Source organism: Streptomyces sp. DH41 (genome assembly GCF_029813785.1).
Lineage (GTDB): Bacteria > Actinomycetota > Actinomycetes > Streptomycetales > Streptomycetaceae > Streptomyces.
The window spans coordinates 337,709-355,797 of the sequence record NZ_JARVKY010000004.1; the positions used below are offsets into that span (position 1 = coordinate 337,709).

19 protein-coding genes are annotated in these 18,089 nt (G+C 72.6%); 7 read left to right on the plus strand and 12 right to left on the minus strand.

Features of this window, described 5'->3' with window-relative positions; translation table 11 throughout:
- Positions 1 to 46: 46 nt before the first annotated feature.
- Genes QC283_RS10040 through QC283_RS10065 form a run of 6 tightly spaced genes read right to left on the minus strand, consistent with a single transcriptional unit; the run spans position 47 to position 6,140 of the window.
- The gene (locus tag QC283_RS10040; protein WP_279561047.1) at positions 47 to 922 is read right to left on the minus strand and encodes a phosphogluconate dehydrogenase C-terminal domain-containing protein; all 876 of its coding nucleotides are present in this window, start codon (positions 920 to 922) and stop codon (positions 47 to 49) included.
- On the minus strand, positions 922 to 1,731 hold the full coding sequence (locus tag QC283_RS10045; protein ID WP_279561048.1) for a sugar phosphate isomerase/epimerase family protein: 810 nt from the start codon (positions 1,729 to 1,731) through the stop codon (positions 922 to 924). The genes QC283_RS10040 and QC283_RS10045 overlap by 1 nt, the downstream gene beginning before the upstream one ends.
- Positions 1,731 to 2,510, minus strand: a complete 780-nt coding sequence (locus QC283_RS10050; protein ID WP_279561049.1) for a triose-phosphate isomerase — start codon at positions 2,508 to 2,510, stop codon at positions 1,731 to 1,733. The genes QC283_RS10045 and QC283_RS10050 overlap by 1 nt, the downstream gene beginning before the upstream one ends.
- Complete coding sequence (locus QC283_RS10055) at positions 2,510 to 2,992, minus strand: ribose-5-phosphate isomerase (RefSeq protein ID WP_279561050.1); 483 nt, start codon at positions 2,990 to 2,992, stop codon at positions 2,510 to 2,512. Before QC283_RS10055 ends, QC283_RS10050 begins: the two co-directional genes overlap by 1 nt.
- Positions 2,993 to 3,003: 11 nt before the next feature.
- Complete coding sequence (locus tag QC283_RS10060; RefSeq protein ID WP_279561051.1) at positions 3,004 to 4,776, minus strand: dihydroxyacetone kinase family protein; 1,773 nt, start codon at positions 4,774 to 4,776, stop codon at positions 3,004 to 3,006.
- Positions 4,773 to 6,140 carry an MFS transporter gene (locus tag QC283_RS10065; protein ID WP_279561052.1) on the minus strand — a complete coding sequence of 456 codons (1,368 nt, stop codon included), beginning with the start codon at positions 6,138 to 6,140 and terminating at the stop codon, positions 4,773 to 4,775. The genes QC283_RS10060 and QC283_RS10065 overlap by 4 nt, the downstream gene beginning before the upstream one ends.
- A gap of 234 nt (positions 6,141 to 6,374) precedes the next feature.
- Between QC283_RS10065 and QC283_RS10070 the strand changes: the two genes are divergently transcribed.
- Both QC283_RS10070 and QC283_RS10075 read left to right on the plus strand, forming a co-directional pair.
- Positions 6,375 to 7,130, plus strand: coding sequence for a FadR/GntR family transcriptional regulator (locus QC283_RS10070; RefSeq protein WP_279561053.1), 756 nt, complete (start codon positions 6,375 to 6,377; stop codon positions 7,128 to 7,130).
- 201 nt (positions 7,131 to 7,331) lie between these two features.
- Positions 7,332 to 8,558: a cytochrome P450 gene (locus QC283_RS10075; RefSeq protein ID WP_279561054.1), complete on the plus strand. Its 1,227-nt coding sequence runs from the start codon at positions 7,332 to 7,334 to the stop codon at positions 8,556 to 8,558.
- A gap of 16 nt (positions 8,559 to 8,574) precedes the next feature.
- Here the strand turns inward: QC283_RS10075 and QC283_RS10080 are convergent, their stop codons facing one another.
- From QC283_RS10080 to QC283_RS10105, 6 genes are all read right to left on the minus strand, one after another.
- Complete coding sequence (locus QC283_RS10080) at positions 8,575 to 9,837, minus strand: cytochrome P450 (protein ID WP_279561055.1); 1,263 nt, start codon at positions 9,835 to 9,837, stop codon at positions 8,575 to 8,577.
- Positions 9,834 to 10,469 carry a GTP-binding protein gene (locus tag QC283_RS10085; RefSeq protein ID WP_279561056.1) on the minus strand — a complete coding sequence of 212 codons (636 nt, stop codon included), beginning with the start codon at positions 10,467 to 10,469 and terminating at the stop codon, positions 9,834 to 9,836. The genes QC283_RS10080 and QC283_RS10085 overlap by 4 nt, the downstream gene beginning before the upstream one ends.
- Entirely contained in the window at positions 10,450 to 10,806 is a 357-nt protein-coding gene (locus tag QC283_RS10090; protein ID WP_279561057.1) for a DUF742 domain-containing protein, read from the minus strand. Before QC283_RS10090 ends, QC283_RS10085 begins: the two co-directional genes overlap by 20 nt.
- The gene (locus QC283_RS10095; protein WP_279561158.1) at positions 10,803 to 11,222 is read right to left on the minus strand and encodes a roadblock/LC7 domain-containing protein; all 420 of its coding nucleotides are present in this window, start codon (positions 11,220 to 11,222) and stop codon (positions 10,803 to 10,805) included. The genes QC283_RS10090 and QC283_RS10095 overlap by 4 nt, the downstream gene beginning before the upstream one ends.
- 125 nt (positions 11,223 to 11,347) lie before the next feature.
- A complete protein-coding gene (locus tag QC283_RS10100) occupies positions 11,348 to 13,096 on the minus strand; it encodes an ATP-binding protein (RefSeq protein ID WP_279561058.1) in 1,749 nt (582 codons plus the stop codon).
- A gap of 259 nt (positions 13,097 to 13,355) precedes the next feature.
- Positions 13,356 to 14,243 (minus strand): LysR family transcriptional regulator, encoded by an 888-nt coding sequence (locus QC283_RS10105; protein ID WP_279561059.1) that lies wholly within the window; start codon positions 14,241 to 14,243, stop codon positions 13,356 to 13,358.
- Between the two features lie 85 nt (positions 14,244 to 14,328).
- Between QC283_RS10105 and QC283_RS10110 the strand changes: the two genes are divergently transcribed.
- The 5 genes from QC283_RS10110 to QC283_RS10130 are packed head-to-tail and all read left to right on the plus strand — an operon-like array spanning position 14,329 to position 18,031.
- The gene (locus tag QC283_RS10110) at positions 14,329 to 15,264 is read left to right on the plus strand and encodes a PhzF family phenazine biosynthesis isomerase (RefSeq protein WP_279561060.1); all 936 of its coding nucleotides are present in this window, start codon (positions 14,329 to 14,331) and stop codon (positions 15,262 to 15,264) included.
- Between the two features lie 52 nt (positions 15,265 to 15,316).
- A complete protein-coding gene (locus QC283_RS10115) occupies positions 15,317 to 15,775 on the plus strand; it encodes a hypothetical protein (protein WP_279561061.1) in 459 nt (152 codons plus the stop codon).
- A gap of 55 nt (positions 15,776 to 15,830) precedes the next feature.
- Positions 15,831 to 16,328, plus strand: a complete 498-nt coding sequence (locus QC283_RS10120; RefSeq protein WP_279561062.1) for a hypothetical protein — start codon at positions 15,831 to 15,833, stop codon at positions 16,326 to 16,328.
- Between the two features lie 58 nt (positions 16,329 to 16,386).
- Complete coding sequence (locus QC283_RS10125) at positions 16,387 to 17,193, plus strand: DsbA family protein (protein WP_279561063.1); 807 nt, start codon at positions 16,387 to 16,389, stop codon at positions 17,191 to 17,193.
- Positions 17,186 to 18,031, plus strand: coding sequence for a cytochrome c biogenesis CcdA family protein (locus tag QC283_RS10130; protein WP_279561064.1), 846 nt, complete (start codon positions 17,186 to 17,188; stop codon positions 18,029 to 18,031). The genes QC283_RS10125 and QC283_RS10130 overlap by 8 nt, the downstream gene beginning before the upstream one ends.
- Positions 18,032 to 18,089 lie beyond the last annotated feature (58 nt).

Genomic DNA, 18,089 nt, shown 5'->3' on the forward strand with positions numbered 1-18,089 from the left:
GCGCCGGAGGCCCTCAAGGGCCTCCGGCGCCACAGCCGACAGCAGGTCAGCGCTTGATCTCCTTGATCTTCAGCATGCGCGTGATGACCTTGTCCAGTTCCGCGTCGTCGAAGACCTTCTTCCAGTCGTCGCGCACGATGGACTCGCGACCGTAGTCCATGGCGATCAGGCAGGCGTCCGAGAACGGGTTGGAGCCCTTGAGGGTGTTGGCCAGGGCGACCTGGGTGTGGCCCAGCAGCATCGCGCGGGCGGCCTTCTCCGGGACGCCGACGGTGTGGACCGTCTCGTGCAGGGCCTCTGTCAGCAGGGCTCCGACCATGCAGGCGATGGTCTCGACGAGGGTGGGCTCCAGCACGGCGAGCTGCTTGACGGTGACCCAGTGCACGTCGACGACCGGGGCGTACATCACGCGGATGACCGCGTCGGCGAGTTCCTGCTTGGCGGCGTCCCCGCCCTCGTAGGCGGCGACGACCTCCTGCGGTGCGGCGATGCCGCCGAAGGTGTCCTGCCACTCCTCCTTGGTGGTGCGCTCCAGGAAGACCGAGGGGTGGCAGGGGTGGGCGCAGGCGTAGTGGATGTCCTCGCGGTTGAGGAGCAGGCCGGCGTAGGCGGCTGCCGGGTCGAGGGTGAGGACGACCGTGCCCGGCCTCATCAGCGGCACGAGTTCCTCGGAGACCTTGCCGAGGACCACGTCGGGCACGGCGAGGATGACGACGTCGGCCTCGGCGGCGGCGTCCTTCGACTCGGTCAGTTCGCGGCCCAGGTCGCGGATCAGCTCCTGACCGTTGGGGGACGCCTCGCTGAAGAGGACCCGGAAGTCGCTCTTCACCAGGTTGTTGGAGACGCGCTGGCCCATCTTGCCGGCGGCCCCGATGACGGCGACGGTCTTCACGTCGGCCTGGTTCTGGATCTCGGTGGCCATTACTTGCTCCTCAGGAGGGTGTTGATGCTGTGCTGCGTCCACTGGTGTTCGAGCCGGGCTGTGGCGTCGTAGCCCTCGTCCTGCCACGGGAGCCAGTGCTCCACGATCTGGTTGATGCCGCGGTCCCCCGGCCGGGCCGCGCGGACGGCGGCGATCATGCCGTCGTGGTCGAGGAGGCCCTCGCCGAGCGGGCAGCCGGCGTAGGTGAAGCCGACCCAGCCGTCGCGGCGGGTGAAGGCGAAGTCCTTGACGTGGATGTTGACCACGTACGGCGCGGTGGCGGCCACGACGTCCACGGGCCGCTCCAGGCGGGCGACGCTGTTGCCGGGGTCGAGCACGATGCCGAGGTGCGGACTGTCGACGGCGCGTACGACGGCCACCAGGTCGTCCGTGGCGACCTGCTCGTAGGTCTCCAGGCCGAGGGTGACGCCCGCGTCGGCGTAGCGGGGCACCGCTTCCTTCAGCAGGGCGACCGCCTCGGTGGTGCCGGGTCGGTGGTCGGCCGTGTTGAGCATGGAGCGGACCAGCGTGACGCCCAGCTCGCCCGCCATGTCGAGGTACTTCAGCAGGTGTTCGGGGCGGATGCCGCGGGTGCCGAGTTCCAGGGTCAGACCGAGGTCGTCGGCGAAGGCGCGGACGTCGTCGAGCCGAGCGGCGTCGTAGGACTCGATGGGTGCGTAGTCGCAGATCTGGAAGACCTCGCCGCCGAGCTCCGCCGTGTCGCGGAGCATCGCGGGCAGGCTCATCGGCTGGGGAGCCCGGTCGGAGATACGCCAGAAGTACGCGTAGGTGCTGATGCCGTATGCCATCACGCCACCGCCGCCCGGGCCGGGGAGCGGATCTCGTCGAGGATGGCTCCGACGTTCGCCGGGTCGTGGGCGAAGCGGCCGAGGAAGAGGCCCTCGGCGGTGCCGGCCAGGCGGGTCAGCAGGCCGGGTCCCGCGCTGCCGCCGTAGATGACGGTGGAGCCGGCGTGCCGTGGATGAGTGGCGAGCCAGCCGCGCAGGGCGGTGCACACGGTCGCGATGTGGTCGGCGGAGGCGGGCTCGGGGGCGCCGATGGCCCACTGGGGTTCGTAGGCGAGGACGACCGCGCCGTCCAGGCCGTGCAGCAGGCGCTCCGCCTCGGCGACCGTGCGGGCCGCGGCCTCGGCCGGGTCGACCCGGTCTCGTTCGCCCACGCACAGGACGGGGGTGAGGCCGTTGCGCAGGGCGGCGGCGGTCTTGGCGGCGACGACCGTGTCGCCCTCGCCGTACAGGCGGCGGCGCTCGGCGTGGCCCACCTCGGCGTAGCGGCAGCCGATCTCCTTCAGGAGGGGGCCTCCGACCTCGCCGGTGTACGGGCCGCTGTCCTCTGCGGCGATGTCCTGGGCGCCGATGGCGACGCCGTACGGGGCGAGGATGCCGGTGGCGGGGACCAGGGTCGGGAAGGCGGGGAGGACGAAGAGGCGGGCGGCGCCGGAGGTGACCGCGGGGTGCCGTTCGGCCAGGGCCGCGATCCTGCGGGACCAGTTCAGGGTCTGGTGGTGGCCGAAGTACATCTTCAGGCTCACCCCCAGCAGGACGGATGACGGTGCCGTGGCGGACATCAGGCGGCTGCCCCGTCGCCCGCGACGCTCTCGTAGTCGCACATCAGCTGGACCTTGGCCGCCGACGCGGAGCTCTCGTCGAAGCGGTAGGTGAGCCACTCGGCGGCCAGGCGGCGGGCGAGTTCGAGCCCGACGACGCGCTGGCCGAAGGTGAGGACCTGCGCGTTGTTGGAGAGGACCGCCCGCTCGACGGAGAAGGAGTCGTGGGCGGTGACGGCCCGGACGCCCTTGACCTTGTTGGCGGCGATGGCGACACCCAGCCCGGTGCCGCACACCAGCAGGGCGCGGTCGGCCTCACCCCGGGCGACCATCTCGGCGGCGGCGATGGCGACCTTGGGATAGGCGGTGTGGCCGTCCGCGTCGACGCCCACGTCGGTGACATGGGCGACCAGGGCGCTGGTGCGCAGGTCCTGCTTGAGTGCTTCCTTGTACTGGTAACCGGCGTCGTCGGACCCGACGACTATGCGGAGCTTGTCGGTCATGTCGGCTTTCCTCAGTGGTGGTCGTGCAAGAGGGCTTCGCGGGCGTGGTCTTCGCGGGCGTGGTCGAGCAGGGCGCCGTGGACGGCGCGGGTGATCAGGGCCAGGGAGTGCGCGCCCGCGTCGGGAGTGCCGAGGGACTTCTCGGCGTGCGGGCGGGCCCGGCCCTTGCGGGGCAGCAGGCCGGCGGTCGCGGCGGCCGCCTCCGTGGCGGCGGTGGCGGCGCGGTCCCAGGCGTCGGTGAGGCCCAGACCCGCGGCCACGGCGTCGGCGAGCGTGTCGGCGAAGGGAACGAGGACGTCGACCATGGTCTTGTCGCCCACCTCGGCCCCGCCCAGCCGGCGTACGGCTGCGGAGGCCTCCGTGATCCCGGCGGCGGCCCGGGCGGCGTCGGGGGCGTCCTGATCGCCGAGGGCGGTGCCGAGGGAGCGCAGGATGGTGCCCCACAGGGCACCGGAGGTGCCGCCCGCCTTGTCCGCCCAGGCGTCACCGGCCCGGGCCAGCACGGTGCCGGCGCCCGCGCCGAGCCCGTGGGCGTCGGTGGCGGCCCGCAGGGCGGCGGTGGAGCCGCGCAGCATGCCGATGCCGTGGTCGCCGTCGCCGGCGACGGCGTCGATGCGGCCGAGTTCGTCGGCGTGCGTGCCGACGGTGGCGGCCACCGCGTCCAGCGCGGCGAGCGCGGTGCCAACGGCATGCCGGGAGGCCGCGGAAGCAGGGGGTACGGCGGTGTCCTCGGGGTCTTCCGCCAGAGGGGTTCGGCCATCCTGCTCAGGTGCGTCGAGCGCGCCCTTGCGGAAGGCCGGGGTGTCGGCCGGCGCCCGCCACAACTCCTCCAGTCGGTCGTCCAGCCACGTCAGGGTGAGGGAGACACCGGCCATGTCGAAGCTGGTGACGAGTTCGCCGACCTCGGGGTCCACGATCTCCACGCCGGCCTCGCCGAGGAGGGCCGCGACCTTGCGGTAGACGACGAACAGCTCCTCGTACTTGACCGATCCCAGGCCGTTGAGGATGACGGCGGCGCGCTGTCCGGCCGGACGCTCGACGTCCTCGGGGAGTTCCTTCAGCAGGGTGCCGACCAGGAGCCGTGCCGCCTCGTCCGCGGTGGGCAGCGCCTCTTCGCCGATGCCGGGCTCCCCGTGGATGCCGAGGCCGACGGCCATGCGGGCCTCGGGGACGGTGAACAGGGGACTGTCGGCGCCCGGCAGGGTGCAGCCGGAGAAGGCTATGCCGAAGGAGCGGGTGCGGGAGCCCGTCCGTTCGGCGACGCGTACCACCTCGTCCAGGGGCAGGCCCTGCTCGGCCGCGACGGCCGCGGCCTTGAAGACGGGCAGGTCACCCGCGATACCGCGCCGCTTGGCGGACTCGTCCACAGCCGCGCTGGAGATGTCGTCCGCGACCGCGAACGTCCGGGCGTCGATGCCGTCGGCGGCGAGCCGCTCGGCGGCCTGGCCGAAGTGCAGGACGTCTCCCGCGTAGTTCCCGTACATCAGCAGCACCCCGGCGCCGCCGTGCGCGGCCCTGGCCACGGAGCGGATCTGCTGGGCGGAGGGCGAGGCGAAGACGTTGCCGACCGCGGCTCCGTGCGCCAGGCCCCGGCCCACCAGGCCGGAGAAGGCGGGGTAGTGGCCGGAGCCGCCGCCGATCACCACCGCTACCTGACCGGCCGGGGTGGCGGTGGCCCGGACGACGCCGCCGGTGACGGGCCGGACCCAGCGCCGGTGGGCGGCGGCGAAGCCTTCCAGCGCCTCGTCGGCGAAGGCGGCGGGGTCGTTGAACAGGCGGGTCATCGGAGGGCCTCCATGGCATCGTGCTCGGGGTCGGCGGCCGGTTCGTCGGTGCGGTGACGGGTGGCGAGCCAGATCATCAGGGCGGCGGAGAGCAGCATGAAGAAGCCGACGAGGTACAGCGGTACGTAGTAGGAGCCCGTCCAGTCCTTGAGCCAGCCGGTGATGTAGCTGGAGGCGAAGCCCGCGACGTTCCCGGCGGTGTTGATCAGGGCGATGCCCGCCGCGGCGGCGGCTCCGGTCAGGAAGCGGGACGGAACGGACCAGAAGACCGGCAGGGCGGCGAAGATGGCGCAGGCGGTCACGGTGATCACGGCGACCGTGGCGGCCGGGGAGCCCATGTAGAGGGCCAGGGGGATGGACACGCCGCCGACGACGGCCGGGCCGGCCACGTGCCAGGTTCGAGTGCCGTGGCGGGTGGCGTGCCGGCTCCAGAAGAAGAGGACGACGGCGGCCGGCAGGTACGGAATGGCCGTGATCCATGCCTTGTCCATCACGCTGAACGTGGTGTCGTACTGCTCCTGGAAGCCGTTGATGATCGTCGGCAGGAAGAAGGCGAGGGCGTACAGGCCGTAGACGAAGCCGAAGTAGACCGCGGCGAGGGTCCAGACCCGGCCGCTGGTGAAGGCCTTCTTCAGGTCGCCCTTGGCGTGCTTGCTCTCGTGCCCGGTCTTCTGGGCGTTCTCGGCGGCGAGCTCGGTGGTCAGCCAGTCGCGCTCGGCCGGGGTGAGCCACTTGGCGTCGGCGGGCTTGTCGATCAGGTAGAACCAGGCGACGACGCCGAGGATGATCGCGGGCAGCGACACGAACAGGAACATCACCCGCCAGCCCTCGAGACCGAGCAGGCCGTGGCGGCCGATCAGCCAGCCGGCCAGCGGGGCACCGAACACGGTGGTCAGCGGCTGGGCGAGGTAGAACAGGCCGAGGATCTTGGTGCGGTGGCGTGAGGGCACCCACTGGCTGAGGAAGAGGATCGCCCCGGGGAAGAACCCGGCCTCCGCGACGCCGAGCAGGAAGCGCAGGGCGTAGAGCCCGCCGCTGCTGCTGACCCAGGTGAACAGCAGGGACACGATGCCCCAGGTCACCATGATCCGGGCCAGCCAGCGGCGGGCTCCGAAGCGGTGCAGGGCCATGTTGCTGGGGACCTCGAGCACGATGTAGCCGAGGAAGAAGATCCCGGACGCGAAGCCGAACTGGGCGGCGGTCAGGGCCAGGTCCTGCCCCATGCCGTTCGGTTCGGCGAACGAGACGGCCGTACGGTCCAGATAGTTCACGAAGAACATCAGCGCCACGAACGGCACAAGGCGGACTGAGACCTTCTTGATGGCAGTTCTCTCGACTGCCGCGGATGGCGCTTGGGCACCCATGGCGACTCCTCGGCTTGCCCGGACAGCTCTGTCCGGGGTGGTCGTGCCGGGCGGCCGTCACGAGGGTGGCCGACCGGTTCGACCTCACGGTATGCCCGGGGTCGCAAATTGGTCACCAATTTACCGGTGTGGCGACGGTCATAGATTTCCCCGCGCCCCAACCCTTGACAAACTTCACCCATGGGACGGGTTCACTGTCTCGTCATTCGGGTGAGCGAGGCATCTGGTTCACTGGTGACCGTGACCAGTCAGCCTGATCAGCAGAGCTCCGCCGCCGCGCCCGATCTCGCGCAGCTACTGCGCCCCGTGGTGCGCGAGTCGTCCGTGAGCGAGGTCGCCAAGCGGCTCCTCGACCACCTCTCGGCCGGCGACATCCGGCCCGGCACCCGCCTGCCCGCCGAGCGGCAGTTGGCCGAGGCCCTCGGTGTCGCGCGCTCCAGCGTGCGCGGTGCGCTGTCCGCACTGGACGTCCTCGGGATCATCGAGATCCGTCCCGGCTCCGGCTCCTACGTGCGCGAGGGCACCTCGGAGTTCCTGCCCCGGGCGATCAACTGGGGGCTCATGCTGGGCCAGCGGCGCACCAAGGACCTGGTCGAGGTACGCACGTACATGGAGGGAGTCTCGGCCCGACTCGCGGCCGAGCGCGCGTCCGACGAGGACGTGGCCGTGCTGGAGGAACACCTACAGCACATGCGTGACGCGGGCGGCGACGTCACTGCGTTCATCGACGCCGACATCGCCTTCCACCTGGAGACGGCCCGCGTCGCGGGCAACACCGTCCTCAGCGACATCCTGCACAGCATCCGGGCACTGCTCCAGGTCTGGATGGAACGCGTCAGCGACATCGAGGGCACCATCAGCGGCGCGCTGTGTGAACACGACGCGGTGCTCCAGGCGATCCGTGCGCGCGATCCGGAGGCCGCGGACCGCGCGATGGCCGAGCACATGCGAATGGCCAGCGCACGGCTGCGCGCGTCCGTGGACGGCTGAGAGCGTGATCGGCGGACGGTCCCGGGCCTGATCCCGACGTCGAACCGTCCGGTGCCACCGCCTCTCACTCGTCCGGCCGCGCGCCCCCGTCGTCGACGACGGACGTCGTTGCCGGCCGACGACGACGTCCGCGCGGTCTGTCGGGGGCGCCGTGTCGTCAATAGCCTGGTGCGGTCCGGCCGTTGTCGACCGAGGAGCCTCATGTCCACCGCTCAGCAGGTCCCCGACATCCTCTCCCCCGAGTTCGCGGCGAACCCCTATCCGGCCTACCGGGTGATGCGGGAGAGCGCGCCCCTCATCCGGCACGAGGCCACCGAGAGCTGGATCGTCTCGCGCTACGAGGACGTGGAACGCGTCTTCAAGGACCGGAACACACAGTTCACGACCGAGAACTACGACTGGCAGATCGAGCCCGTGCACGGCAGGACGATCCTTCAGCTGAGCGGTCGCGAACACGCGGTCCGGCGCGCGCTGGTCGCCCCGGCGTTCCGCGGAGCCGATCTGCGGGAGAGGTTCCTGCCGGTGATCGAGCGCAACTCCCGTGAGCTCATCGACGCGTTCCGGCACACCGGGCGCGCCGACCTGGTGACCGACTACGCGACCCGCTTCCCCGTCAACGTCATCGCGGACATGCTGGGCCTGGACAAGGCCGACCACGCCCGGTTCCACGGCTGGTACACGTCGGTCATCGCCTTCCTGGGCAACCTCGCCGGCGACCCCGAGGTCGCGGCGGCGGGTGCGCGCACCCGGGTCGAGTTCGCCGAGTACATGTTCCCGGTCATCCGGGAGCGCCGCGAGAACCCGGGCGACGACCTGCTGTCCACCCTGTGTGCCGCGGAGGTCGACGGGGTCCGGATGAGCGACGAGGACATCAAGGCGTTCTGCAGTCTGCTGCTCGCGGCGGGCGGCGAGACGACCGACAAGGCGATCGCGAGCATCTTCGCCAACCTGCTGGCGCACCCCGACCAGCTGGCGGCCGTGCGCGAGGACCGGAGCCTGATCGACCGGGCCTTCGCCGAGACGCTGCGCTACACGCCGCCCGTCCACATGATCATGCGGCAGACGGCGTCCGAGGTCACGCTCAGCGGCGGCACCATACCGGCGGGAGCCACCGTCACCTGTCTGATAGGCGCGGCCAACCGGGACGGGAACCGCTACCGCGACCCGGACCGTTTCGACATCCTCCGCGACGACCTGACGACGACGACCGCCTTCTCGGCCGCCGCCGACCATCTCGCCTTCGCCCTCGGCCGGCACTTCTGCGTCGGGGCGCTGCTGGCGAAGGCCGAGGTCGAGACCGGCGTCGGCCAGCTGCTGGACGCCATGCCCGACCTTCGGCCGGCCGAGGGATTCGACGTGGTGGAGCGTGGCGTGTTCACCCGGGGTCCGCAGTCGCTGCCGGTGCGGTTCACACCTCGCGGAGCCTGACGGAAGGTGCCGAGGGTCAGGGGACCACGGGCGTGAAGAGCGCCGGCAGAGCCGTCAGTCCCCGCATCCAGATGGACGGACGCCAGGTCAACTCCTCGGGTTCCACCGCGAGTACCAGGTCGGGAAGGCGTTCCAGCAGGGTCTCGACCGCCGTGCGGGCGATGACGTCGGCGAGCAGCGGGGCCGGGTACGGGCACCGGTGCTCGCCGTTGCTGAAGGACAGGTGCGCGGAGTTCTCGGCGCCGGCGTGTGCCTCGGGCCAGAGCTGCGGGTCGGTGTTGGCCGCGGCGAGGCCGAGGACGAGACAGTCGCCGGCGCGGATCTGCCGGCCGCCCAGCTGGATGTCGTTCACGGCCCAGCGGCCGATGAAGTTCTGCGTCGGTGTGTCCAGCCACAGCACCTCGTTGAGGGCCTCTCCGACGCTGAGGCGGCCGCCCGAGACGTTGAGCGCGAAGCGCTCGTCGGTGAGGAGCAGTCTGAGGGTGTTGCCGATCCAGTTGGCGGTGGGCTGCTGGGCGGCGGCGATGACGGAGATCAGATCCTGGACCGTCTCCTCGTCGGTGAGTCCCGCCGGGTGCGTCAGCATCCGCGAGGTGACGTCGGGGCCGGGCCGCTCCCGCTTGTGGCGGACCAGCCGGTGGATGCGCTCGCCCACCCGCGCGTACGCCGCGACCGGGTCGTCGCCCTCCGCCGCGTCGAGGGAGATCCGCAGGTCCTCCACCAGCTGCTGGGTCTCCGCGCCGCTGTGCGGCATCCCGCACATACGCACCGCGGCGCGCATCGGCAGGGCGTGCGCGTAGCCGCTCATCAGCTCGGCGCGGCCGCTGCCGGCGAAGGTGGCGATGAGCCGGTCGGCGAGCTGCCGGCAGTCCCGGGCCAGCTCGAACTGGTCGACGCCGGCCAGCGCCTGCGTGATCACGCCGGCCCGCCGCCGGTGCTCCTCGCCCTCGGTGAACAGGACCGACGGCTGGTGGCCGACGTAGGGCAGGAGCGGCCAGTCGGGCGGGATGCGCTCCCACTGGTTCCAGCGGCGCGAGTCACGGGCGAACAGCTCGTCGTGGCCGGTCACGTAGCTGACCTCGGGGTAGCCGAGGACCAGCCAGGCGGGGACGCCGCCGTCGAGGAGCACCGGCGCGACGGCCCCGTGCTCGCCCCGCAGGCCGCGGTACAGATCCGACGGCGTCTGCTGGTACTCGAGACCGGCCAGTGGTACGGCGTCCGGGTGCGCGGGGCAGCCGGGTACGCCGGTGCGGTCGGGCGTGGGGTCGGTGTGGGTCACGATGCGCTCTCCTGGGCCAGGGCCAGTTGGTAGAGGTGGTCCACGAGGGTGACCAGCACGTTCTTGCCCGACTTCCGCACCCGTGCGTCGCAGTCGATGAGCGGCACCCGGTCGGGCAGGGCGAGTGCCTGGCGGATCTCGTCCAGGGAGTGCCTGGCCAAGTCGTCGTCGAAGCGGTTGACGGCCACCACGAACGGGGTGCCGTGGTGTTCCAGCCGGTCTATCGCGTACCAGGAGTCGTCCATCCGGCGGGTGTCGACGAGAACGACCGCGCCGAGTGTTCCGGAGAACAGCCGGTCCCAGAGGAACCAGAAGCGTTCCTGGCCCGGGGCGCCGAACAGGTACAGGACCATGCGGTCGTTGAGGCTGATCCGGCCGAAGTCGAAGGCGACGGTCGTGGTGGTCTTGGCGGTGACCTCGCCGGTCTCGTCGACGCCGACACCCGCCTGGGTCATCACCTCCTCGGTGTTCAGCGGCCGGATCTCGCTGACCGAGCGGACCAGGGTGGTCTTGCCGACGCCGAAGCCGCCCACGACGACGATCTTCAGTCCGGTCTCGGCGGCGTCGGTCAGGGGCGTACGACCCCAGGCCGCGGCGAGGTCGGGCGTGGTCTCAGAGGTTGCGGAGCCCATGGAGCACCTCCTGGAGAAGGGCGGTATCGGGGTGCGACGCGACGGACTGCCCCAGGCGCGGATGGCGGGCGGTGATCCGGCCGGTGGCGAGCAGGTCGCCGAGCAGGATCCGGACCACCGTGATCGGCAGTCCCAGCTCCGCGGCGAGTTCGACCACGGCCGTCGGATGCCGGCACAGCTCGAGGATCCGGACGTGTTCCGACTGCAGGCCGGCCGCCGGCTCGCATTCGCTGACCACCAGGGTGACGAGGTCGAACGAGTCGTCGGCGCGGCTGCGTCCGCCCGTGACCGTGTAGAGCCGGTCGGGATCGCCGGTGTCCACGGGCCGGCGCGTCACGACGAACGGCTCCCGGGGGCGGCGTGGCGCGGCTCGGCCCGCAGGTGGTCGCCGATCTGCTCGACCATCTCGGTCATCTGGTGGCCGACCACTCCGGGGTCGGCGTCCTCCGCGGCCACGACGGCCAGGTGCGCGCCCTCGCCGGCCTCCACGATGAACAGCAGCCCCCCGTGGAACTCCGTCATGGAGTGCCGGACGCCACCGGTTCCGTCGCCGAACTCCACGGAGGCGCCCTGCGCCAGGGCCTGGATGCCCGAGCAGATCGCGGCGAGCTGGTCGGCCCGGTCCAGGGTGAGGTGTTCGGTCCAGCAGAGCTTGAGACCGTCGCGGGAGAGGACGAGGGCGTGGCGGGTGCCGGGGGTGCGGTCGAGGAGGTTCTGCAGGAGCCAGGTGAGGCTGTTGTCGGTGGTCTGCATGATGGGTGCGGGGACGGTGGTTCCTGAGTCTGCGGTCACCGGCCCGTTCCTCCAATCTCACGAGCTCAAAGGGCGAGGGGCGCCGATACGCGCCGTGCGGTGGGGTGGGTGTGGCGCGGCGTGGTCTACCCCGGCGCGGGCGGTTCCGTCTCCGGGGCTCCGCCGGCGCCCCCGGACCGGCGTCCGCGGTGGAAGGCTCCGAAGCTGGCCCCGGCGTCCCGGGGCACCGCCGTCTCCCGGTCGGACGACTGCCTGTGCCGCTCCCGGCGTTCACGCTGGGCGTCGGCCTCGGCCATGGTGCGGCCCGGGGAGCGGACGGGCAGGCCACCGGGCGTCGCGGGCGCCGGGCGGGACCGCGCCGGCTGCCCGGGGAGTTCGGTGAGCCCGGGTAGGCCTCTGGGATCGGGGCGGACGTCCGGCACGCGCCGTGCGAGTGCCGGGGTTTTCGCGGCGGGGGCGGGGCCGGGGAACGGGACGGCGGAGGCGCCGCCGGACGTACGGTCCGCGGTGACGGACGGTCCCGGGTCCCGCTGCTGGGCGAGCAACTGCGGAGGTACCAGGACGACCACGCCCGTGCCACCGCGCGACGAGGGCCGGTAGCTCACTCCGATCCGGTACTTGGCGGCCAGCCGTCCGACCACGGCGAGGCCGAGCCGCGTGCCCTGCAGTGAGGCCAGGTCGGTGGTCCGCCCCGACACCGCCTGCTCGGCGTGGCGCATGGCCGCGTCGGCCATCTTCAGTCCGCTGTCCTCGATGGTGACGACGACTCCGGCGGTACGTTCCTCCACATAGACGTGGACCTCGTCGATGGGCGGCGAGAAGTTGGCGGCGTTGTCCATCAGTTCGGCGAGCAGGTGCATGACGCCCTCGGCCGCGTACCCGGAGATCGCGGCGCTGGTGGAGCAGTGCATCCGGACCCGCCGGTACGCGGCGATGCGGCCGACGGCACCGCGCAGGATGCTCTCCATCACGATCGGTTTGTTCCAGGCCCGGCTGGAGCGGCCGCCCATCAGGAGGGCCAGGCGGTCGGTGATGAGGCCGAGCTGCGAGGTGCTGTGGTCCAGGCGGAGCAGGTCACCGAGGACCTCCTCGCCGTGGCGGTCCTGCATGTCCCTGAGGTCGGCGAGTATGCCGACGGCTTTGGCCTGGACGCGGCTGAGGGACTTGGCGGAGGCGGCCTGAGCCGCGGCGGTGCGCCGTTCGCTGTGCGCCAGCTCCCGGACGAACAGCTCGGCGCAGGTGCGCAGTCGCGGGCTCTGCGGCCACTCCAGTTCGGCGAGGACGACGTCCGCGGAGGTGCCGTCCCGCAGTTTTTCCACGGCGGAGGGCAGGGTGCTGGTCGTCAGGTGTTCCAGCTCCGCGGCCATGTGCCGGGTCTGCCCCACCGCCTGCCGGTGGCGGGACTCGGCGTCCGCGGCGTGCCGTGCGGCGTCCTCCGTCAGGGAGGCGAAGCTCTGTAGGAGCCGGCGCAGGTGCGGGCCGGAGACGGGCGCGGTGCCGGCGACGGCCTCGTCCGCGCCCGTGCCGTCGCGCACCTGTCGCGCGATTGCGGGCAGGGCGACGTCGACCAGGTACAGAAGGCCGGCTTTCTCCTGCGCGAGGTGGGCCTTGAGGGCACTGATCTCCGTTCTCCGGTCCGTCGCGGCCCGGCGTGCCCGCTGGACCAGGTGGGAGCCGAGGACGACGGCCACGGCGACGCACAGCCAGGACGTCACGGCGAGGGTCGCGGTCCAGCCTCGGGCGGCCTCGGGCGCCGCCGCCCAGGCGGCGCCGGCGGCAGCGGCGGCCGCCGGGAGCACGAGCAGCGGGACGGCGGGGGTGGAGCGGCGGGCTTTCTGCGTCCGGGGCGGGGTGGGGGGTGCAGACACTGACATTCCGCGGTCCCTCTGGTTCTCGAGAGCGGGGAAAAGGCCGGTCGACTTGCGTCGTCCGCGGCCGGAGCCGTCCCACCCAGGACGTGGTGATCGCCTCCGGCGGGCTTGCGGCTCATGCTAGTCACCGCTTCGGGCACGGATGCCGGACCGACCGCGGACCCCACCGAGGAGCGAACTTGCCCGACATCGCGCCGATCGAACGCACCGATGTGATACAGGCGTTCTGGTCGAGACGGGTGCTCCGACCCGGGGGGGCCGCTCAGTCGCCGAGGTGCCCCACCAGTGCCCGCGCGACCTCCTGGGCGGCCGGTGCCGCCCACCGCCGGCGATGCCTGGCCAGCCGTACCGGTACATCGGGGAAACCCGGTCCGTCGACCCGTACCAGCCGCCCCCGCCGCAGCTCCTCCGCCACGGTGGTCAGCGGCAGCAGGGTCAGCCCCAGACCGGCCGCCACGCAGTTGCGCGCCGCGTCCACGCTCCCGAACCGGGTCAGCCTCGGCCGTCCGCCCGGCACGTCGAGCAGCCGCCGTGCCAGCGCGTCGCTGTAGGAGCAGCCCTCCTCCAGCAGGAAGAAGCTCTCCGCCGCCAGTTCCGGCCAGCTCACCTCGTGTGCCCGTGCGGCGAGGGGGTGTCCGGGCGCGGAGACGAGGGCGAGCGGCTCGAAGGCCACGCGTTCGCCCGTGACGTCGTGGAACTCCGTCTCCTCCTCCAGCAGCAGGGCCAAATCGAGCCGTCCCGACCGCAGTCCTTCCAGGCACTGAGCGGTCCCGGCCGCGTACAGGTGGACGTCCACCTCCGGGTGGGTCGCGCGCAGGGCGGCGACGACGCCGGGCAGTCGGCTCGCGCACAGGGACTCGGGGCTGCCGACCACCACCCGCCCCGACACGACTCCGGCGTCGTCACAGGCGGCGCGCAACCGCGCCAGGCTGTCGAGTACCTCCTCGGCCCGTTCCAGGAGCCGGTGGCCGGCGTCGGTGAGCAGCGCGCCGGTGGGCAGACGGTCGAAGAGGCGGACACCGAGGTCCCGTTCCAGGGTGCGGATGTGCACGGTGACCGTGGACTGGGCCAGGTGCAGTTCGGCGGCGGCGGCGGTGAAGCCGCCCGTGCGGGCGAGTGTGGTGAAGGTCGTCAGCAGTCTGGTGTCCACCTGGCTCAGCCTATGCGGTTTCTCGATGGGAGGTATCGGGAGCGATCGTTGGACACGATCGGTACCGGGTGGCAGCGTGGTGGTCATGAGCACCGACGTGACGGGAACGAGCGACGTGGCAGACCGTTCCGAGCAGCCGAACGAGACCGAGATCCTGCGCTACGCCGCCTTCACCGGCGATGTGGCGGGCGGCAATCCGGCCGGAGTGGTCCTCGACGCCTCCGGGCTCGACGGCACGGCGATGCGGGCGGTCGCCGCCGATGTGGGGTACTCCGAGACCGTCTTCGTCACCGGCGGCGACGCGGCGACGCGCCGGTTCCGGGTCCGCTACTTCAGTCCCCTCGCAGAGGTGCCGTTCTGCGGGCACGCGACCGTCGCGCTGGCTGTCGCCCTCGCCGAGCGGACGGGGCCCGGCGAGATCGTCCTCGACACGGCCGCCGGTGAGGTTCCCGTGTCCACCGCGGCCGACGACTCCGGCGCGGTGCGGGCCACCCTCACCAGCGTGCCGACGCGTTCCCGCCCGGCTCTCGCCACCGAGTCGGACGCGGCGCTCCGGGCGCTCGGCTGGGCTCCGGACGACCTGGACCCCGACCTGCCCGCGCACGTGGCGTTCGGGGGCGCCGAGCACCTGGTGCTCGCCGCGGCCTCGCGGGCCCGGCTGGCCGACCTCGACTACGACTTCGACGGGCTCGCCGAGGTCATGCGGCGTCACGGCTGGACGACGGTGGACCTGGTGTGGCGCGAGTCGCCGGAGCGCTTCCACGCCCGCAACCCGTTTCCCGTAGGCGGCGTCGTGGAGGACCCGGCGACGGGAGCGGCGGCCGCCGCGTTCGGCGGGTACCTCCGCGAGCTGGGCCTGGTGACCCGGCGCGGCACGATCGCGATCCGCCAGGGCGAGGACATGGGGCGCCCCAGCGACCTGCTCATCGACGTGGACCCCGAGGACCCCCGCACACGGGTCACGGGACAGGCGGTGCCGATCCCCCAGGCAGGTCGGCCGGCCCGGATCCGGGGTATGTAGGGTGGCTTCCGCATACGTCCCCGAGCGGTCCGAGCGGTAGGAGCCGTCCCCGATGTCCCAGCGCGGCAGGCACACCCGAGCGGTGTCGCTGCTGCGTTGTGTGCTGGCGATGGTCACCTTGACCGTCGCCGTGCTGTGCGTGACGGCGGCGGGCCGCGGCTCGCCGGCCGCGGGCGCCGGGGACACGAGCGCCGCGACCGCCTCGTCGTATCCGGCCGTCGTGCTCTCCGCCGACCTGGCCGCCGGGGACGAGGCGGGCCCCACCGCCGACCTGGCCGCCAGGGACCAGGCGGGCCCCACCGCCCCTCGCCCGTGTGAGAAGAAGGGCCTGGCCGAGCCGACTTCGACGCGCGGGGATCTGCGCGTCGGCGAACCGTCGGCCGCGGGGGCGGCGGACACGACCGCACAGCGCGGAACGCCGCTGTCGTCGGCGCCCGCCCACGCGCCCGCGGGACCCGCCCCGCCGACGAGCTGTGCCAGTGGCGTCTCGACCACCGTTCTGAGGATCTAGACCGGCCGCCTTTCGTGCCGCGTCCGTCTCATCCTCTCGAACGGAGCCTTTCCCCATGCCTTCCTCCTCCCGGTCGCCGCGCCGGGCGGGAGCGGCACTCGCGTCCTGGCGGCCCGCCCAGTGGGCCGCCGCCGGAGCCGGTGCCGCTCTGACCGCCGTCCTCGTGGGGGTCCCCACCGCGGTCGTGCCCTCCCCCTTCTTCGGCCGGAGCGTCCCCGTCCAGTGGTGGAACTACCCGGTACTGGCCGCCACCGCCGTGCTGGCGGGCGTCGTCCTGGCCACCTTCGTCCGCCTCCCGGGGGCGGCGGACCCGCCCCCGGCCGACGGCCCCGGCAGCAGGCTGGGCCCACTCGGCGGCCTGCTGTCCTTCCTCGCCGTGGGCTGCCCCGTCTGCAACAAGCTCGTCCTGCTGCTGCTCGGCAGCTCCGGCGCGCTGACCTACTGGGCTCCGCTCCAGCCGGTCGTCGCCGTGGCCTCCCTGGCGCTGCTGGCGGAAGCGGCGCTGCGCAGGCTGTCGACGGCCGAGGCCTGCCCGCTGCCGGCCCGCGCCTGAGCCCGGCCGCGGCCCTCCCCCGCACTTCTCACTCTTCCTCCTCCCGTGGAGTCGACCCATGAACGCTGAATCACGCCTGCCCCAGAAGTCCCGCCCGGGCTCCACCGCCGGGGGTGGCCCGGTGCCGCGCCGCCGGCTGCGGCCGGTGCTCGCCGCCTCCGTCCTCGTGGTCTCCGTCGTCGTCGCCGTCGTCGCCCTGGTCCCGGGCGGCGAGTCCGCCGACCGTCCCGCCACCGCGTCGGCCTCCGACTCGCCGTCCGCGGCTCCTCCCGCCGACCCCGCGCTGCTCGCCCTCGCCCGGCGGGAGTCCGGTGATCCGTACGCCCTGGGCAGGCGGGACGCGCCCGTCGTGCTGATCGAGTACTCGGACTTCCAGTGCCCCTTCTGCGGCCGGTTCGCCCGCGAGACCAAACCCGAACTGCTGCGCGAGTACGTCGAGAAGGGCGTGCTGCGGATCGAGTGGCGCCACTTCCCGGTCTTCGGCGCGGAGTCGGAGCAGGCGGCCCGGGCCGCGTGGGCCGCGGGCCGGCAGAACCGGTTCTGGGAGTTCCACGACACCGCCTACGCGCATCCGCGTGAGCGCGACAAGGGCGACTTCGCCGAGAAGGCGCTGGTCGCCATGGCCGAGGAGGCGGGGGTCGAGGACCTCGACCGCTTCCGCGCCGACCTGGCCTCCCCGGCGGCCGACGAGGCCGTGACCCGGGACGTCGAGGAGGGCTACGCACTCGGCGTCAGCAGCACCCCGGCCTTCCTCGTCAACGGCCGGCCGATCCTGGGCGCCCAGCCCACGGACGTGTTCGCCGAAGCCGTCGAGGCGGCGGCCGTCTCCGAAGAGGCACGCGCACAGGACGGCACCGATGAGTGACCCGGGTTTCGTAGTCGCCTTCCTCGGTGGATTGCTGGCGCTGCTCAGCCCGTGCTCGGCACTTCTGCTGCCCGCGTTCTTCGCCTACTCGTTCACCAGCCGCACCCGGCTGCTGGGACGCACCGCGCTGTTCTACGCCGGACTGTGCCTGACCATGGTGCCGCTGGGTGTGGCGGGCTCGCTGGCCGGACGCCTCTTCTACGGACACCGTGACCTGCTGGTGACGGTGGGCGGCTGGCTCGTCATCGCCCTCGGGGTGGCACAACTGCTGGGCCTGGGGTTCGGTTCGCGCCGGCTCCAGCAGTCCGCGGGCACGCGCCGGTCGGGTTCGGCGCTTTCCGTCACGGCCCTGGGCGCGGTGTACGGGCTGGCCGGCTTCTGCGCGGGCCCCATCCTCGGCAGCGTCCTCACGGTGGCCGCGATCGGCGGCGATCCCTGGCGGGGCGGTGCGCTGCTCGCGGTGTACGCCCTGGGCATGGCCGTGCCGATGTTCGTGCTGGCGGCCCTGTGGGACCGGTTCGACCTGGGTGGGCGACGCTGGCTGCGTGGCCGGCCGGTGCGCCTGGGCAGGTTGCGGCTGCACTCCACGTCACTGCTCGGCGGGGCGATGTTCATCGCCCTGGGCGCGCTGTTCCTGCTCTTCGACGGAACCTCGGCGCTGCCGTCGCTGATGGGGGTGGACACGGAGTTCACCTGGGAGCAACGCCTGTCCCGCCTCGGGGACGCCGTCTCCGACCGTGCCCTGCTGGGCGTGCTCGCCCTCGCCGTGGCCGCGGGGGCCCTGACCGTCCTGGTGCGCGGGGCCCGCGAGGCACGCCGCGGTGAAGGGGGCCGCTGAGGGCGGGACCGGCACGGAGGGGTGCCCTGCGGGGCTCCCCTCTCCCCAGGGCGTCGAC

Bases quoted from the DNA above. Each gene is read 5' to 3' on its own strand.
- QC283_RS10040 (WP_279561047.1), bottom strand. From the start codon at position 922: ATGGCCACCGAGATCCAGAACCAGGCCGACGTGAAGACCGTCGCCGTC.
- QC283_RS10045 (WP_279561048.1), bottom strand. From the start codon at position 1,731: ATGGCATACGGCATCAGCACCTACGCGTACTTCTGGCGTATCTCCGAC.
- QC283_RS10050 (WP_279561049.1), bottom strand. From the start codon at position 2,510: ATGTCCGCCACGGCACCGTCATCCGTCCTGCTGGGGGTGAGCCTGAAG.
- QC283_RS10055 (WP_279561050.1), bottom strand. From the start codon at position 2,992: ATGACCGACAAGCTCCGCATAGTCGTCGGGTCCGACGACGCCGGTTAC.
- QC283_RS10060 (WP_279561051.1), bottom strand. From the start codon at position 4,776: ATGACCCGCCTGTTCAACGACCCCGCCGCCTTCGCCGACGAGGCGCTG.
- QC283_RS10065 (WP_279561052.1), bottom strand. From the start codon at position 6,140: ATGGGTGCCCAAGCGCCATCCGCGGCAGTCGAGAGAACTGCCATCAAG.
- QC283_RS10075 (WP_279561054.1), top strand. From the start codon at position 7,332: ATGTCCACCGCTCAGCAGGTCCCCGACATCCTCTCCCCCGAGTTCGCG.
- QC283_RS10085 (WP_279561056.1), bottom strand. From the start codon at position 10,469: ATGGGCTCCGCAACCTCTGAGACCACGCCCGACCTCGCCGCGGCCTGG.
- QC283_RS10095 (WP_279561158.1), bottom strand. From the start codon at position 11,222: ATGCAGACCACCGACAACAGCCTCACCTGGCTCCTGCAGAACCTCCTC.
- QC283_RS10100 (WP_279561058.1), bottom strand. From the start codon at position 13,096: ATGTCAGTGTCTGCACCCCCCACCCCGCCCCGGACGCAGAAAGCCCGC.
- QC283_RS10110 (WP_279561060.1), top strand. From the start codon at position 14,329: ATGAGCACCGACGTGACGGGAACGAGCGACGTGGCAGACCGTTCCGAG.
- QC283_RS10115 (WP_279561061.1), top strand. From the start codon at position 15,317: ATGTCCCAGCGCGGCAGGCACACCCGAGCGGTGTCGCTGCTGCGTTGT.
- QC283_RS10120 (WP_279561062.1), top strand. From the start codon at position 15,831: ATGCCTTCCTCCTCCCGGTCGCCGCGCCGGGCGGGAGCGGCACTCGCG.
- QC283_RS10125 (WP_279561063.1), top strand. From the start codon at position 16,387: ATGAACGCTGAATCACGCCTGCCCCAGAAGTCCCGCCCGGGCTCCACC.
- QC283_RS10130 (WP_279561064.1), top strand. From the start codon at position 17,186: ATGAGTGACCCGGGTTTCGTAGTCGCCTTCCTCGGTGGATTGCTGGCG.